Annotated in this window: 14 protein-coding genes; 9 read left to right on the top strand and 5 right to left on the bottom strand. The window is 73.2% G+C overall.

The features are described from left to right. Positions 1-8: 8 nt before the first annotated feature. The 3 genes from ACIQIB_RS00465 to hutI all read left to right on the top strand — a co-directional run bounded on the left by ACIQIB_RS00465 (position 9) and on the right by hutI (position 3,845). Positions 9-1,205, top strand: a complete 1,197-nt coding sequence (locus tag ACIQIB_RS00465; RefSeq protein ID WP_400756302.1) for an allantoate amidohydrolase — start codon at positions 9-11, stop codon at positions 1,203-1,205. Next, positions 1,196-2,545 (top strand): formimidoylglutamate deiminase, encoded by a 1,350-nt coding sequence (locus tag ACIQIB_RS00460; RefSeq protein ID WP_363605702.1) that lies wholly within the window; start codon positions 1,196-1,198, stop codon positions 2,543-2,545. Before ACIQIB_RS00465 ends, ACIQIB_RS00460 begins: the two co-directional genes overlap by 10 nt. A gap of 130 nt (positions 2,546-2,675) precedes the next feature. Next, on the top strand, positions 2,676-3,845 hold the full coding sequence (gene hutI, locus ACIQIB_RS00455) for an imidazolonepropionase (RefSeq protein ID WP_363605804.1): 1,170 nt from the start codon (positions 2,676-2,678) through the stop codon (positions 3,843-3,845). Between the two features lie 32 nt (positions 3,846-3,877). On the opposite strand, the gene ACIQIB_RS00450 is transcribed toward hutI, so the two are convergent. Both ACIQIB_RS00450 and ACIQIB_RS00445 read right to left on the bottom strand, forming a co-directional pair. Beyond that, entirely contained in the window at positions 3,878-5,962 is a 2,085-nt protein-coding gene (locus ACIQIB_RS00450) for a prolyl oligopeptidase family serine peptidase (protein ID WP_400756092.1), read from the bottom strand. A gap of 141 nt (positions 5,963-6,103) precedes the next feature. Continuing rightward, a complete protein-coding gene (locus tag ACIQIB_RS00445) occupies positions 6,104-7,612 on the bottom strand; it encodes a peptide MFS transporter (protein WP_400756091.1) in 1,509 nt (502 codons plus the stop codon). A gap of 335 nt (positions 7,613-7,947) precedes the next feature. Here ACIQIB_RS00445 and ACIQIB_RS00440 point away from each other — a divergent pair, with 335 nt between their 5' ends. Together ACIQIB_RS00440 and ACIQIB_RS00435 are read left to right on the top strand one after the other, a co-directional pair. Then, positions 7,948-8,622, top strand: a complete 675-nt coding sequence (locus ACIQIB_RS00440; RefSeq protein WP_030290974.1) for a response regulator transcription factor — start codon at positions 7,948-7,950, stop codon at positions 8,620-8,622. A 63-nt stretch (positions 8,623-8,685) separates the two neighbouring features. Then, positions 8,686-9,933 (top strand): ATP-binding protein, encoded by a 1,248-nt coding sequence (locus ACIQIB_RS00435; protein WP_363605707.1) that lies wholly within the window; start codon positions 8,686-8,688, stop codon positions 9,931-9,933. A 44-nt stretch (positions 9,934-9,977) separates the two neighbouring features. Here the strand turns inward: ACIQIB_RS00435 and ACIQIB_RS00430 are convergent, their stop codons facing one another. Beyond that, complete coding sequence (locus tag ACIQIB_RS00430; RefSeq protein WP_400756090.1) at positions 9,978-10,559, bottom strand: GtrA family protein; 582 nt, start codon at positions 10,557-10,559, stop codon at positions 9,978-9,980. A gap of 240 nt (positions 10,560-10,799) precedes the next feature. Here ACIQIB_RS00430 and ACIQIB_RS00425 point away from each other — a divergent pair, with 240 nt between their 5' ends. The 4 genes from ACIQIB_RS00425 to ACIQIB_RS00410 are packed head-to-tail and all read left to right on the top strand — an operon-like array spanning position 10,800 to position 14,603. Next, on the top strand, positions 10,800-11,957 hold the full coding sequence (locus tag ACIQIB_RS00425) for a 5-(carboxyamino)imidazole ribonucleotide synthase (RefSeq protein WP_363605711.1): 1,158 nt from the start codon (positions 10,800-10,802) through the stop codon (positions 11,955-11,957). After that, entirely contained in the window at positions 11,954-12,478 is a 525-nt protein-coding gene (purE, locus tag ACIQIB_RS00420; protein WP_400653216.1) for a 5-(carboxyamino)imidazole ribonucleotide mutase, read from the top strand. Before ACIQIB_RS00425 ends, purE begins: the two co-directional genes overlap by 4 nt. Positions 12,479-12,501: 23 nt before the next feature. Then, positions 12,502-13,710, top strand: a complete 1,209-nt coding sequence (locus tag ACIQIB_RS00415; protein WP_363605715.1) for a dipeptidase — start codon at positions 12,502-12,504, stop codon at positions 13,708-13,710. 47 nt (positions 13,711-13,757) lie between these two features. Continuing rightward, the gene (locus ACIQIB_RS00410) at positions 13,758-14,603 is read left to right on the top strand and encodes a MerR family transcriptional regulator (RefSeq protein WP_400756089.1); all 846 of its coding nucleotides are present in this window, start codon (positions 13,758-13,760) and stop codon (positions 14,601-14,603) included. A gap of 22 nt (positions 14,604-14,625) precedes the next feature. Here the strand turns inward: ACIQIB_RS00410 and ACIQIB_RS00405 are convergent, their stop codons facing one another. Further along, a complete protein-coding gene (locus ACIQIB_RS00405) occupies positions 14,626-15,039 on the bottom strand; it encodes a CoA-binding protein (RefSeq protein WP_363605719.1) in 414 nt (137 codons plus the stop codon). A gap of 52 nt (positions 15,040-15,091) precedes the next feature. Then, positions 15,092-16,429, bottom strand: a complete 1,338-nt coding sequence (locus tag ACIQIB_RS00400) for a UDP-glucose/GDP-mannose dehydrogenase family protein (protein WP_363605721.1) — start codon at positions 16,427-16,429, stop codon at positions 15,092-15,094. Between the last annotated feature and the right edge of the window lie 94 nt (positions 16,430-16,523).

The raw sequence follows: 16,523 nt of genomic DNA, 5'->3' as shown, positions 1-16,523 counted from the left end.
TCGAGGAGATGTGGGCGGAGCTGCTCCCGGTGGGCCGCTCCGCCGCCTCCGGCGGCTACCGCCGCTTCGCCTGGAGCTCCGCCGACGCCGAGTGCCGGGACTGGTTCGAGGGGCAGGCCCGCGCCCGCGGCCTCACCTACGAGCTGGACCGCAACGGCAACCAGTGGGCCTGGCTGGGTGATCCGCAGGGCCCGGGCGCGGTCGTCACCGGCTCGCACCTGGACTCCGTCCCCGACGGCGGCGCCTACGACGGCCCGCTCGGGGTGGTCTCCTCCTTCGCCGCACTCGACGAACTCCGCGCCCGGGGCACCGAGTTGGCCCGGCCGCTGGCGATCGTCAACTTCGGCGACGAGGAGGGCGCCCGGTTCGGCGTGGCCTGCATCGGCTCCCGGCTCACCGCCGGTGTGCTGTCGCCCGGGGCCGCGTTCGAGCTGCGCGACGCCGACGGCGTCCGGCTGCCCGACGCGATGGAACGGGCCGGCCACGACCCGGCCGCGATCGGCGCGGACGGCGACCGGCTGGCCAGGATCGGCGCCTTCGTCGAGCTGCACGTCGAGCAGGGTCGCCACCTCGCCGAGGACCGGCCGGTCGGGGTGGCCAGCGCGATCTGGCCGCACGGCCGCTGGCGCTTCGACTTCCACGGCGAGGCCAACCACGCCGGCACCACCCGGATCGAGGACCGCCGCGACCCGATGCTGACCTACGCCAACACCGTGCTCACCGCCCGGAAGAAGGCCCGGCTGGCGGGCGCGCTGGCCACCTTCGGCAAGGTCGCCGTCGAGCCCAACGGCACCAACGCGATCGCCTCGCTGGTGCGCGGCTGGCTGGACTCCCGCGCCGCCGACGAGCCGACCCTCACCGCTCTGGTGGCGGAGATCGAGCGGGCCGCCGCCGAGCGGGGCGACCGCGACGGCGTCCGGGTCGAGCTGACCCGCGAGTCGTACACGCCGGTGGTGGACTTCGACGGGCCGCTGCGCGACCGGCTCGCGCGGGTCATCGGCGGGGACGGCGGCGCCGCCCCCGTCCTGCCGACCGGCGCGGGACACGACGCCGGAATCCTGGCATCGGCCGTTCCGACCGCCATGCTGTTCGTACGAAACCCGAGCGGTGTCTCGCACTCCCCGGCCGAACACGCCGAGGAGGCGGACTGCCTGGCCGGGGTCGCCGCCCTGGCCGACGTCCTGGAGGACCTGGCGTGTCAGTAACCTACTGGGCCCCGTACGCCTGGCTGCCGCACGTCAACGGGCCGGTGGTCGAACCCGACGTGCTGATCGCCACCGGGCCCGGCGGCCGGATCACCGGGGTGACGCCGGAGAGCGGGCCCTGCCCGCCCGGCGCCGTCCGGCTCGACGGGCTGCTGCTGCCGGGCCAGGCCAACGCCCACTCGCACGCCTTCCACCGGGCGCTGCGCGGCAACGTCCAGGTCGGCTCCGGCACCTTCTGGACGTGGCGGGACACCATGTACCGGTTCGCCGGGGCGCTCGACCCGGACCACTACCTGGCGCTCGCCACGGCCGCCTACGCGGAGATGGCGCTGGCCGGGATCACCGCGGTGGGGGAGTTCCACTACCTGCACCACGCGCCCGGCGGCGCCCGCTACGACGATCCCAACGCGATGGGCGAGGCACTGATCGAGGCCGCCGCCCGGGCCGGCATCCGGATCACCCTGCTGGACACCTGCTACCTGTCGTCGGGCTTCGGCGCCGAACCGACCAAGCCCCAGCGCCGGTTCAGCGACGGTGACGCCGACGCCTGGGCCGAGCGGGCGGACGCCCTCAAGCCGCGCGAGCACGCCCGGATCGGCGCCGCCATCCACTCCGTCCGGGCGGTGCCCGCCGAGCAGTTGGGCACGGTCGCGCGCTGGGCGTCGATGCGGCGGGCCCCGCTGCACGTCCACCTCTCCGAGCAGACCGCGGAGAACGACGCCTGTCTCACCGCGCACGGCGTCACCCCGACCCGGCTGCTCGCGGACCACGGGGTGCTCGGCCCGCGCACCTCGGCCGTGCACGCCACCCATCTGACCGACGAGGACATCAAGCTCCTCACCGACTCCTCCACCACCATCTGCATGTGCCCCACCACCGAGCGGGACCTCGCGGACGGTGTCGGGCCGGCCCGCCAACTGGCCGCGGCCGGCTGCCCGGTCACCCTCGGCAGCGACAGCCACGCGGTGGTCGACCCGTTCGAGGAGGCCCGCGCGCTGGAGCTGAACGAGCGGCTGCGCACCCGCACCCGGGGCCACTGGACGGCCAACGCGCTGCTGCGGGCCGGTACCGAGGACGGGCACGCCTCGCTCGGCTGGCCGGAGGCCGGGCGGATCGAGGCCGGCGCGCTCGCCGACTTCACCGTGATCGGGCTGGACTCGGTGCGCACCGCAGGGCCGCCGCCCCGGCTCGGCGCCGAGATCGCGGTCTTCGCCGCCTCGGCCGCCGATGTGCGGCACCTGGTGGTCGGCGGCCGACACGTGGTCAGGGACGGTGTGCACCAGCTGGTGCCGGACGTCCCGGGTGCTCTGCGCACCTCGATCGCCGCGCTGAGCTGCTGACCCCCTGAACCTCCCGGGGGCGGGCGGGGGCCCGCCCCCGGGACCGTGACCCCCTCCGAGAGGTTCCGCCTTGAGCACCCCGAGCACCCCTCCCGCTTCGAGCACCCCGGCCGCTTCGATCACCCCGGGCATCCCGAGCACCCTGATCACCGGCATCGGCAGCCTGGTCACCAACGATCCCGGCTACGGGACCGGGCCGCTCGGCCTGCTCACCGACGCGGCCGTGGTGGTGGACGGCGGGACGATCGCCTGGGTCGGGCCCGCCGCCGGGGCGCCCGCCGCCGACGAGCGGTACGACGCGGCCGGGCGGGCCCTGCTGCCCGGCTTCGTCGACTCGCACGCCCACCTGGTGTTCGCGGGCGACCGCACCGCCGAGTTCAACGCCCGGATGTCCGGCCAGGCCTACAGCGCGGGCGGCATCCGCACCACGGTGGCCGCCACCCGCGCCGCGACCGACGCCGAACTGGACGCCAACCTGGCCCGGTTCGTCCGCGAGGCGCTGCGCCAGGGCACCACCACCATCGAGTGCAAGTCCGGCTACGGCCTGACCGTCGTGGACGAGGCCAGGGCACTGCGGATCGCCGCCTCCTACACCGCCGAGACCACCTACCTCGGCGCCCATGTGGTGGCCCCCGAGTACGCCGACGACCCGGCCGGGTACGTCGACCTGGTCACCGGCGACATGCTGGACGCCTGCGCGCCGTACGCCCGCTGGGTGGACGTGTTCTGCGAGAACGGCGCCTTCGACGGCGACCAGGCCAGGGCGGTCCTGACCGCCGGCATCCAGCGCGGCCTCACCCCCCGGGTGCACGCCAACCAGCTCTCCTACGGCCCTGGCGTGCGGCTCGCCGTGGAGCTGGGCGCGGCCTCCGCCGACCACTGCACCCACCTCACCGACGAGGACGTGGCCGCGCTGGCCGGCTCGGCGACGGTGGCCACCCTGCTGCCCGGCGCGGAGTTCTCCACCCGCGCCGCCTACCCGGACGCGCGCCGTCTGCTCGACGCGGGCGCCGTCGTCGCGCTCTCCACCGACTGCAACCCGGGCTCCAGCTTCACCAGCTCGATGGCGTTCTGCGTCGCGGTCGCCGTCCGCGAGATGGGCATGACCCCCGACGAGGCCGTGTACGCGGCCACCGCCGGGGGCGCCCACGCGCTGCGCCGCACCGATGTCGGCACGGTCACCGTGGGCGCCCGGGCGGACCTCCAGCTGCTGGACGCGCCCTCGCACGTCCACCTCGCCTACCGCCCGGGTGTCCCGCTGACCGCCGCCGTCTGGCGCGCCGGGGTCCGGGAGGTCTGAGCCGGGGGAGGTCCGGGCCGGGCGGACCGGGCTCAGCGCCGGAGGCTGCGCCGGAGGAAGTCCAGCTGGTGCAGCAGCAGGTTCTCCGCCACCGTCTCGTCGGTCGGCAGATGGGTCGTCCCGCTCAGCGGGAGCAGCTCGTGCGGGCGGCCGGCCGCGAGCAGGGCGGAGGAGAGCCGCAGCGTGTGGACGGGCAGCACGTTGTCGTCGGCGAGGCCGTGCACCAGCAGCAGCGGGCGCTCCAGGCGCGGCGCGTCGCCGATCAGCGAGGAGGCTTCGTAGCGCTCGGGGTGCTCGTCGGGGTGGCCGAGGAAGCGCTCCTTCCAGTGGGTGTCGTACAGCCGCTGGTCGGTGGGGGCGGCGCCGGCGACGGCGGCGTGGAAGACGTCCGGGCGGCGCAGCACGGCGAGCGCGGCCAGGAAGCCGCCGAAGGACCAGCCCCGGATCGCGACCCGGTCCAGGTCGAGCAGGCCGGGGCGGCTGCGGGCGGCCTCGTGCACCGCCTCCACCTGATCGTCCAGGGCGGGTCCTGCGATGTCGGCGAAGACGGTCTTGTCCCAGCGCGGGCCCCGGCCCGGGGTGCCGCGCCCGTCCGCGACCAGCACCGCGAAGCCCTGCTCGGCGAACCACTGGGAGATCAGGTCGGACCAGCCGCCGGCCCGGACGGCCTTCTGCCCGGCGGGCCCGCCGTACGGGTCGAGCAGGACCGGCAGCGGGCCGTCCTGCGGCCGGTGGCCGGTCGGCAGGAAGAGCGTGGCGCGCAGTTCGCGGGGGCCGAGGCGGAGCAGCTCGGGCCGGGGGGTGAGGACGGGCGGCTGGGCGTGCGAGCGCAGCTCGGCGGTGGGGCGCCCGGCGCGGTGGACGGTGCTGCGAGGGCCCGGGGTGTCGGGCGTGCGGGCGGTGTGTACGAGCGTGCCGGCCCGCCGGGTGCCGGTGTGTGCGCCGGGCGCGCTGCTCAGCTGCCGGGCGCCCGTGGCGGGGTCGTACGTCCAGAGGTGGGTTTCGGTGGGTTCGGCGGAGGCGGTGAAGAGCACCTGCTCGCCCTCGGTGCCGAGCACCGTGCGCAGCTGGAGGCCGGGCGGGGTGACGGGCTCGCCGTCGAGGGTCAGATGACGGGTGTCGCCGAGGTCGGCGGAGTCGACCAGGGCACCGGAGCCGGTCCGGACCGGCAGCCCGGGGACGAGCTCGACCCAGCGCTCGTCGTGGCGCTCGGCGAGCGTCCGGGTGGCGCCGTCGGCCGGGTCGACGGCCAGGGTGCGGACGGTGCGCTGGTCGCGGCTCTGCACGGCGGCGTACGGGCCGTGGCCGTCCCAGCCCGCGGCGGTCAGGTACTCGAAGGCCGTCCGGTCCCAGCGGACCTCGGTGCGGGTGTCGTCCAGGCCGAGCAGCCAGAGGCCGACATCGGCGTTGGCGGTGCCGGCCAGCGGGTAGCGCAGGACGCGCGGCGGGCGCGCCGGGTGGGCGGGGTCGGCCAGGTGGAGGCGGCACACCGGGCTGTTGTCGACCCGGGCGACCAGCAGCCGGGTGCCGTCCGGCGACCACCAGTGTGCCCGGGTGCGGTACATCGACTCGGCGGCGACATGGTCGGCGACGCCGTAGGTGACCTCGGGGCCCTCCGGTTCGGCGAGCGCGCGGTCGCCGGTGCCGTCGGCGCCGACCACCCGCAGGGCGCCGCCACCGACGTAGGCGACCAGCCGCCCGGCCGGGTCGGGGCGCGGGTCGTACACCTCGGTGGCGGTGGGTATCCGCCGCACCGTGCCGTCGGCGGTGTCGGCGAGCCAGAGCGCGCCGCCGAGGGCGAAGGCGGCGAGCCGGGCGGTGGCGTCGGTGGCGTAGTCGGTGATGCCGCTCGACGAGACCCGGGCCCGTTCGCGGCGGATCAGCTCGGCCTCCGGCACGTCCTGCCCGGCGTCGCCGAGTGCGGCCGGGTCGGCGATCAGCCGCTCCCCGCCGCTGTCGGTGTCCAGCGCCCAGAGCCGGGTGAGCGGGTCGTCGCCGGCCCGGCTGCGCAGGAAGAGGACCGTCCGGCCGTCGGCGGAGACCGTGGGGTGGGTGGGTGCGCCGAGGGAGAAGCGCCTGGTGCGGGCGAGTTGGCGGGGGAGGGTGTCGGTCGGCATGCCTGACACCATGGCACGCCCGGGCGCGGCCTGTCCCCGGTATTCGGACGGGGCCGGTGCGCGGGTCCGGGGACCGCGCACCGGCCCCGGGGGCGGGTGTTCGTGGGGCCCGAGCGGGCTGTCAGTGGCCGGCCGGGGCCGTCAGTGGATGTCGCCCATCAGCCGGACGACCTTCTTGCGGTACATCGCCAGCGCCACACCGGCGAGCACCGCCAGCAGGCCCTGGCTGGCGAAGTACCAGGTGGATCCCGTCCCCTTGCCGACCATCAGCTGCATGATCGCGGCCACGCAGTCACCGGCGGTGACGCCCAGGAACCAGATGCCCATCATCTGGCTGCCGTACTTGGGCGGCGCCAGCTTGGTGGTGACGGAGAGGCCGACCGGGGAGAGGGTCAGCTCGCCGACGGTCTGGATCAGGTAGACCGAGGCCAGCCAGAGCGGGGTGACCTTGGCACCGCCGGAGGCGGCCGCCATCGCCAGCATCATCACCAGGAAGGAGGTGCCGATCAGCAGCAGGCCGATGGCGAACTTCATGGTGGTGCTGGGGTTCTTGCCGCGCCGGGCCAGCCAGACCCAGAGCCAGGCGAAGACCGGGGCCAGCGCCATGATGTAGAGCGGGTTGAACGACTGGAACCAGCTCGACGGGAAGCCGGTGCCGAACAGCGTCGAGGAGGTCGACTCCCTGGCGAAGATGTTGAGCGTCGAGCCGGACTGGTCGTAGATCATCCAGAACACGGCGGCGGCCACGAAGAACCAGATGTAGCCGCTCATCTTGGACTGCTCGTCCGGGGTCAGGTCCTTGTCCCGCTTGATCCGGGCGAAGTAGAAGGCCGGGATCCCGATGCCGGCGACGGACAGCGGCCAGATCACCCAGCCGACGCTGAAGTTGCCGGTCAGCGCGACGACGCCGAAGAAGACGCCGGTCAGGGCCAGCCAGAACATGCCCTTGCGGAGCACGGAGGACTTCTCGGCGGCGGAGATCGGCGAGGCCACCGTGCTGCTGCGCGGGCTCAGGTGCCGGCTGCCGAGCAGGTACTGGATCAGTCCGAGGGCCATGCCGGCGCCGGCCAGGGCGAAGCCGAGGTGCCAGTCGACCTTCTGGCCGACGGTGCCGATCACCAGCGGCGCGAAGAAGGCACCGGCGTTGATGCCCATGTAGAAGATCGTGAAGCCGCCGTCGCGACGGGGGTCGGTCGGCCCGTCGTAGAGGTGGCCGACCATGGTGGAGATGTTGGCCTTGAGCAGGCCGGAGCCGACGGCGATCAGGCCGAGGCCGGCGAAGAACGAGGCGGTGACGGGCACCGCGAGCAGGAAGTGGCCGACCATGATGATCGACCCGCCGACGGCCACCGTCTTGCGGGCGCCCCAGAAGCGGTCGGCGATCCAGCCGCCCGGCAGGGCGAGCAGGTAGACCATGGCGTTGTAGACGCTGTAGATCGCGGCGCCGACGGCCGCCTCGTAGCCGAGCCCGCCGTCGCCGTGCTCGGCGACCAGGTAGAGCACCAGCAGGGCACGCATGCCGTAGAAGCTGAAGCGCTCCCACATCTCGGTCATGAAGAGGGTGGCGAGGCCGCGGGGGTGTCCCAGGAAGGTCTTGCCGCCGGGGGAGGACGGCCGCTGTACGCCGGCCTCCAGAGTCGATGACGCCATGGGTCGTGGTTCCTTGCTCTTGTGCGGCCCGTCCGCCAATGGGTGGGAGGCTGGACGGGGACCTAACCACTGTACGTGGCGATATTTGGCGCCATCAGATGACAAAAGCCATGAATAAGGTATGGCGATGGTAAAGCTTGCGACAGATTCCCTTGAGCTATCCATGGTTTGACCGCACAGATTCCTTTGGATTCAAGCCTGGAGGGTGGATTCTTCGACGAAGAAGCGGTTCTGCGGGCGGGCGTGTCGGATGATCTCCTTCCGTTTGATGATCACTGTCTGTGAACTACTTCACAGCGCCGTCGCGGATACCCCGGCGGACTACCATCACCCTTATGACCTGTGTGCTGCTCGCCGAGGACGATCCGGCGATCTCCGAACCGCTCGCCCGGGCCCTGCGACGTGAGGGCTATGAGGTGCTCGTCCGCGAGGACGGTCCGACCGCACTGGCCGCCGGACTCACCGAGGAGGTCGACCTCGTCGTCCTCGACCTCGGCCTGCCCGAGATGGACGGCCTGGAGGTCTGCCGCCGCCTGCGCGCCGACGGCAAGAGCTGCCCCGTCCTGGTGCTCACCGCCCGCGCCGACGAGGTGGACACCGTGGTCGGCCTGGACGCCGGCGCCGACGACTACGTCACCAAGCCCTTCCGCCTGGCCGAACTGCTCGCCCGCGTCCGGGCCCTGCTCCGGCGCGGCAACGTCGACCAGCTCACCACCGGCGCGCACGGGGTGAAGATCGACATCGAGTCGCACCGCGCCTGGCTCGGCGAGGAGGAGCTCACCCTCTCCGCCAAGGAGTTCGAGCTCCTGCGGGTGCTGGTCCGGGACGCCGGCCGGGTGGTCACCCGCGAGGAGATCATGCGGCAGGTCTGGGACACCACCTGGTGGACCTCCACCAAGACCCTGGACATGCACATCTCCTGGCTGCGCAAGAAGCTCGGCGACGACGCGGCGAACCCCCGCTACATCGCCACCGTGCGCGGCGTGGGCTTCCGGTTCGAGAAGAATTAGCCCCGTACGGGCACAGCGGCCGGGGCGGCGGCCGACGGAGCGGAACACCACGGGAGCGGCAGCGTGAAACGCCGGATGATCAACTCGCTGCTGGGCGTGGTCCTGGTGGTGGTCGTGGTGTTCTGCGTTCCGCTCGCCCTGGTCGAGAAGCGCACCATCGTCAACTCGGCCCAGGACCGGGTGGACGCGGCCGCCGTCCGGGTGCTCGCCCTGGTGGAGAACCGGCTCGCCGCGGGCGAGCCGGTCACCGGCGACAAGTTCGCCAACCAGGTCACCGACGGCAGTTACGTCGAGGTGGACATCCCCGGCCAGCCCCCCGTCTCCAGCGGTGTGCGGCCGGCCGGGACCCACCTGCTGAAGGCCGTCGAGAAGGGCAACAGCGGCGAGACCGTCATCGTCGAGCAGTCCCGCGAGGCCGTCGACCACGAGATCGCCAACATGCTGCTGCTGCTCGGCGTGGTCGCCCTGCTCGCCGTCCAGGCCGCCGTGGCCCTCGCCGTCTGGCAGGCCAAGCGGCTCGCCCGCCCGCTCACCGACCTCGCCGAGACCGCCGAACGCCTCGGCTCCGGCGACCCCCGGCCGCGCGACCGCCGCTACGGGGTGCCCGAACTCGACCGGGTCGCCGAGGTGCTGGACGTCAGCGCCGAGCGGATCGCCCGCATGCTCACCGCCGAGCGCCGGCTCGCCGCCGACGCCTCCCACCAGCTGCGCACCCCGCTCACCGCGCTCTCCATGCGGCTGGAGGAGATCACCGCGCTCGCCGAGGATCCGGAGACCGTCAAGGAGGAGGCCACCATCGCCCTCCAGCAGGTCGAGCGGCTCACCGACGTCGTCCAGCGGCTGCTCACCACCCAGCGCGACCCGCGCAGCCCCACCGCCGTCGCCTTCGACCTGGACGAGGTGGTCAAGCAGCAGGTGGAGGAGTGGGGGCCGTCGCTGCGCGGCACCGGCCGGGTGCTCCAGGTGGAGGGGCTGCGCGGGGTCACCGCCGTGGGCACCCCGGGGACGGTCGCCCAGGTGCTGGCCACGCTGATCGAGAACTCGCTGATGCACGGCGCCGGGACGATCACCCTGCGGGTGCGGACCTCCGGGACGTCGGTGGTGGTCGAGGTCCAGGACCAGGGCGCCGGGGTGCCGCCGGAGCTGGGCAACCGGGTCTTCGAGCGGGCGGTCAGCGGCCGCAACTCGACCGGGATCGGGCTGGCCGTCGCCCGGGACCTCGCGGAGGCGGACGGCGGGCGGCTGGAACTGCTCTCGCTGCGGCCGCCGGTGTTCGCGATCTTCCTCGGCCGCAGCCAGCGCGAGGACTGAACGCGGCGGCCGAACGAGACGAGGTGGGTGCCGGGCCTGCTCGGCTACTCGGCCTTGGCGTACCGGATCTGCTCGGCGGCCAGCATCAGTTCGGCCTGCGCGACGACCTCGGTGGCCCGGCCCTTGCCCTTGCTCGTGCCCGCGCTCTGGACCTGGTCCGCCGGGGCCTCGGCGGCCGGCTCGGGGAGCGCCTTGAAGACCCAGGTCCGGTAGGAGACGAAGCGGAACACGGTGGCGACCGCGAGCCCGGCCACCTTGGCGGCCAGCTGCTCGAAGTGCGAGTCCAGGCCGAGCACGTACACCGAGAACCCGAGCACACCGGTCTCGATCAGCATCCCGATGCCGCTGTAGAGCAGGAACAGCGTGATCTCCCGCTTGCGGGAGGCGGCGTCGCGGTCGCGGTACAGCCAGTAGCGGTAGCCGAGGTAGTTGGTGGCGATGGCGATCAGCGTGGCCGCGATGTTGGACCGCAGCGAGGCCAGGTGCAGGCCGTTGATGCAGACCCAGAAGACGGCGAAGTTGACCACCACTCCGCTCAGGCCGACGATGCCGAACTTCACCACTTCGCCCGACAGGCCGCGCAGTCTCTGCGCCAGCGAGGGGTTCGACGCTGCGGTCGTCGCCATACCGGGCTGCCTCCATGTGCCTGCGGACGAAGGGGGTCCGGCGCGGCTGCGCGGCTGCCCCTGAGCCCTGCGTGCACGCACATGATCAGACCACGCGTACCAGGACCTAGCGCTCCAGGCTACCCGCTTCCACCGATCGGCTCAGCCCCCAGGGCCCGGGTATCGTCCGGGCTCCCGGGGCGGCGGTCCGCCCGGGACAGCGGTTCCACAGGCTCCCACCGGCCCGGATATCCTGGCGGGGTGACTTCCCCGGGCAATGCGAATTTTCCAGTGGTGGGCATGATCGGCGGTGGGCAGCTGGCCCGCATGGCACACCAGGCGGGCATCCCGCTCGGGGTCAGGTTCAAACTCCTCGCCGACACGCCCCAGGACTCCGCCGCGCAGGTGGTCTCCGAGGTCGTCCTCGGCGACTACCGCGACCTCGACACCCTGCGCCGCTTCGCGGCCGGCTGTGACGTGGTCACCTTCGACCACGAGCACGTGCCGACCGAGCACCTGCGCGCCCTGCAGGCCGACGGCGTGGCCGTCCGGCCCGGCCCGCACGCGCTGGTCAACGCCCAGGACAAGGGCGTGATGCGGGCCACGCTCGATTCCATCGGCGTGCCCTGCCCGCGCCACCGCCTGGTCGCCGACCCGGCCGATGTGACCGCGTTCGCGAACGAGGGCACGGGCTACCCCGTCGTCCTGAAGACCGTGCGCGGCGGCTACGACGGCAAGGGCGTCTGGGTCGTCGACGACGAGCGGCAGGCGCAGGCGCCGTTCCTGGCGGGCGTCCCGGTGCTGGCCGAGGAGAAGGTGGACTTCGTCCGCGAGCTGGCCGCCAACGTGGTCCGCTCGCCCAGCGGCCAGGCCGTCGCCTACCCGGTGGTGGAGAGCGTCCAGGAGAACGGCGTCTGCGCCGAGGTCACCGCCCCGGCGCCGGACCTCGACCCGGCGCTCTCCGACGAGGCGCAGCAGCTGGCCCTGCGGATCGCGGGCGAGCTGGACATCACCGGCCACCTCGCGGTCGAGCTGTTCCAGACCGGGGACGGCCGCATCCTGGTCAACGAGCTGGCCATGCGGCCGCACAACTCCGGCCACTGGACCCAGGACGGCGCGGTCACCTCGCAGTTCGAGAACCACCTGCGGGCCGTGCTCGACCTGCCGCTCGGCGACCCGCGCCCGCGCGCCCGGTGGACCGTCATGGTCAACGTCCTCGGCGGCGACTACCCGGACATGTACCACGCCTTCCTGCACTGCATGGCCCGCGACCCCGGTCTGCGGATCCACATGTACGGGAAGGACGTGAAGCCCGGCCGCAAGGTCGGCCACGTCAACGTCTTCGGGGACGACCTCGACGACGTCCGCGAGCGCGCCCGCCACGCGGCCGCCTACCTGCGAGGAACGATCACCGAATGACCAACCCTGTTGTCGGCATCGTCATGGGCTCGGACTCCGACTGGCCCGTCATGGAGGCCGCGGCCAAGGCCCTGGACGAGTTCGAGATCCCGTACGAGGTGGACGTCGTCTCCGCGCACCGGATGCCGCACGAGATGATCGCGTACGGGGAGAACGCCCACAAGCGCGGGCTGAAGGCGATCATCGCGGGCGCCGGCGGCGCGGCCCATCTGCCGGGCATGCTCGCCTCCGTGACCCCGCTGCCGGTGATCGGCGTCCCGGTGCCGCTGCGCTACCTGGACGGGATGGACAGCCTGCTGTCGATCGTCCAGATGCCGGCCGGTGTGCCGGTGGCCACCGTCTCGGTGGCGGGTGCGCGCAACGCGGGGCTGCTGGCGGTGCGGATGCTGGCCGCGTTCGACCCGGAGCTGGCCGAGCGGATGACCGACTTCCAGACCGAACTGAACAGCCAGGCCACCGAGAAGGGCAAGAAGCTTCGGGCCAAGGTGGCCGGGTCCTCGTCCTTCGGCTTTGGAAAGTAGTCAAATCGGATAGAACAGCTCGTATGACATCTGAGCTGTTGGACTCCGCCGTCCTGCTGGACCGGGCCCGGTCCGTCCTCCGCACCACCCCCGTGGTGGACGGCCACAACGACCTCCCCTGGGCGATGCGCGAGCAGGCCGGCTACGACCTCGACGCGCTCGACCTGGCCGCCGACCAGAGCGCCCGGCTGCACACCGACCTCGCCCGCCTCGCCGCGGGCGGGGTCGGCGCGCAGTTCTGGTCCGTGTACGTGAGCGCCGGCCTGGCCGGCGACCACGCGGTGAGTGCCACCCTGGAGCAGATGGACTTCGTCCGGGCCCTGGTCGGGCGCTACCCCGACCGGCTCCGGCTCGCCCTCACCGCCGACGACATGGAGGCCGCCCGCGCCGAGGGCCGGATCGCCTCCCTGATGGGCGCCGAGGGCGGCCACTCCATCGACTGCTCGCTCGCCACCCTGCGGGCCCTGCACGCGCTCGGCGTCCGGTACATGACGCTCACCCACAACGACAACCTGCCGTGGGCCGACTCCGCCACCGACAAGCCGGTGGCCGGCGGCCTGACCCGGTTCGGCGAGGAGGTCGTCCGGGAGATGAACCGGCTCGGCATGCTGGTCGACCTCTCGCACGTCTCCGCCGACACCATGCGGGACGCGCTGCGGGTCACCGAGGCGCCGGTGATCTTCTCGCACTCCTCCGCGCGCGCCGTCTGCGACCACCCGCGCAACATCCCCGACGACGTGCTCGCCCAGCTGCCCGCCAACGGCGGCGTGGCGATGGCCACGTTCGTCCCCAAGTTCATCCTGCCCGCCGCCATAGCGTGGACCGTCGCCGCCGACGAGAACATGCGCGCCCACGGCTTCGACCACCTGGACACCACCCCGGCCGGGATGGCCTGCCAGCGCGCCTTCGAGGAGACCAGCCCGCGCCCGGTCGCCACCCCGGCGACCGTCGCCGACCACCTCGACCACATGCGCGAGGTCGCGGGCATCGACCACATCGGCATCGGCGGGGACTTCGACGGCACCGCCTTCCTCCCCGAGGGCCTGGACGACGTGGCCGGCTACCCCAACCTGATCGCCGAACTCCTGCGCCGCAAGTGGTCGGAGGGCGATCTCGCCAAGCTCACCTGGCACAACGCCGTGCGCGTGCTCCGCGACGCCGAGGCCGTCGCGGCCGGGCTGCGGGAGACCCGGCGGCCGTCCATCGCCACCATCGCCCAGCTGGACGGCTAGGCCCTTTTTCCCAGCGGCTTGACCCTGCCCCTGGGGCAGACGGGAGCGTGACCGGCGTGGAGGACACCTCGGAACCCCTGCTCGGCATCGGCGAGTTCGCCCGCCGGTCACGGCTCTCGCTCAAGGCCCTGCGACTCTACGACCGCCTCGGACTGCTGCCGCCCGCCCGGGTCGACGCCGGGACCGGCTACCGGTTCTACCGGAACGACCAGGTCGCCCGGGCCCGGCTGATCGTGCTGCTGCGACGGCTCGACATGCCGCTGGCCGAGGTCGCCGGAGTGCTGGCGGCCGGGGACGGCCCGGCCGGTGCCGACCGGCTGGCCGACTACTGGGCGTCCGTAGAGCGCCGGATCGCCGTGCAGCGGGAGCTGGCGGTGTACCTCCGCATCCGTCTGTCAGGAGGAGAGGGGAGCCGGGGCATGCACCGGATCGAACAGCGCGAGGTACCCGAGCAGACCGTACTGAGCGAGCAACGGCACATCAGGGTGGGTGAGTTGCCCGAGTGGATCCCGGCCGCGTCGGGCCGGCTGCAGGCCGTCGCCGACGCGCACGGGGGCGTCCACGCCGCGCCCTTCGTGGTCCTCCACGGCGAGGTGAGCGAGGACAGTGACGGCCCGGTGGAGGTCTGCGTCCCGATCGACCCCTCGCTCGCCGCGCTCGCCGGGCGGTCCGCCGCCGTCCGGGTCGAGCCGGCCCACCGCGAGCTGTACGCCCGGCTCACCCGGGCCCAGATCGAGTACCCGCAGATCCTCGGCGCCTACGACGCGGTCTACCAGGCCGTGGCGGAGCGGGGCCTGGAGGCCGCGGGCCCGGCCCGCGAGGTCTACTTCGGCCATGTCGCCACCGCACCGCCGGCCGAGCCGGTCTGCGACGTGGCGGTGCCGGTGCGGTAGGCGCGTTCCGTGGGAGGGGGGCTCAGCCCAGCCGCGGGATCTCGATGGCCGGGCACTTGTCCATGACCATCGCCAGGCCCGCCGCCGTCGTCCGCTCGTAGGCGGCCTCGTCGACCACGCCGAGCTGGAACCAGACGGCCCCGGCCCCGACGGCGGCCGCCTGGTCGGCGACCTCGCCGGCCAGGGCGGAGTTCACGAACACGTCCACCACGTCCACCGGGAACGGGATCTCGGCGAGCGAGGGGTAGCCGGGCTCGCCGAGGACCGTCTCGGCCTTGGGGTGGACGGGCACGATGCGCTTGCCGTAGCGCTGGAGCACCTGGGCGACGCCGTACGCCGCGCGGGCGGTGTTGCTGGAGAGGCCCACCACCGCCCAGGTGTCGCCCTTGGCGGTGAGGATGTCGCGGACCGTCGCTTCGTCGCCGTAGCTCGTCATGCCGCTGCCAACGACGGGTCCGGGCGGGGGATTCCCGCCCGGACCCGTCGCCCTAGCTCGGACGGCCCAGCGCCCGGTACGTCCAGCCGGCCGCGCGCCAGGCGGCGGCGTCCAGGACGTTGCGTCCGTCGAGCAGCCGGCGCTCCTCGACCACGGCGCCCAGCTCGGCCGGGTCGAGGTCGCGGAACTCCTTCCACTCGGTGAGATGCAGCACCACGTGCGCGCCCTCGGCGGCCTCCAGCGGAGACCCGGCGTAGGCCAGACCGGGGAACATCTTGCGGGCGTTGTCCATCGCCTTCGGGTCGTACACGGTGACCTGCGCGCCCTGGAGCTGTATCTGGGCGGCGACGTTGAGCGCGGGGGAGTCCCGGATGTCGTCCGAGTCGGGCTTGAAGGCCGCGCCGAGAACGGCGACCCGGCGGCCGAGGAAGCCGCCCCCGCACTGCTCGCGGGCCAGCTCGACCATCCGGGAGCGGCGCCGCATGTTGATCGAGTCGACCTCGCGCAGGAAGGTCAGCGCCTGGTCGGCGCCCAGCTCGCCGGCCCGGGCCATGAACGCGCGGATGTCCTTGGGCAGGCAGCCGCCGCCGAAGCCGAGGCCGGAGTTGAGGAACTTGCCGCCGATCCGCTCGTCGTAGGCGAGGGCGGTGCTCAGCTGGGTGACATCGGCGCCGGCCGCCTCGCAGACCTCGGCCATCGCGTTGATGAACGAGATCTTGGTGGCGAGGAAGGAGTTGGCGGCGGCCTTGACCAGCTCCGCGGTGGCGTAGTCGGTGACCATGAACGGCACCCCGGCCGCGATCGGGTCCGCGTACACCTCGCGCAGCAACTGCTCGGCGCGCTCGCTGCGGGCGCCGACGACGATGCGGTCCGGGCGCAGGGTGTCCTGGACGGCGAAGCCCTCGCGCAGGAACTCCGGGTTCCAGGCGAGTTCGGCGCCCTCGCCGACCGGCGCGAGCGCGGCCAGCCGCTCGGCCAGCCGGCCCGCCGAGCCGACCGGCACGGTGGACTTGCCGACCACCAGCACCGGGCGGGTCAGATGCGGGGCGAGCGCATCGATCGCGGCGTCGACATAGCTCATGTCGGCGGCGAACTCGCCCTTGCGCTGCGGGGTGTTGACGCAGACGAAGTGCACGTCGCCGAACTCGGCGGCCTCCTGGGCGGAGGTGGTGAAGCGCAGCCGGCCGGTCGAACCCTCGTGTCCGGCCACGTGCTTGAGCAGCAGCTCGGACAGGCCCGGCTCGTACATCGGGACCTGGCCCGCGGTCAGCGTGGCGATCTTCTCCGGGTCGATGTCCAGGCCCAGGACCTCGAAGCCGAACTCCGCCATGGCGGCGGCGTGGGTGGCGCCGAGATAGCCGGTACCGATCACGGAGATGCGGAGGGTCACTGGTTCCCCTTTGCGGAATCTCGACCTGGACTGACATGACCTGCGAGCACCGATGCTATCCGCCCCTACGGGCCGTCCTGCCAGCACCGATGTT

It is taken from the genome of Kitasatospora sp. NPDC092286, from assembly GCF_044755565.1.
Lineage (GTDB): Bacteria > Actinomycetota > Actinomycetes > Streptomycetales > Streptomycetaceae > Kitasatospora.
Note: the sequence above shows the minus strand (reverse complement) of the source record. Positions and strands in the feature narration are given on the sequence as shown.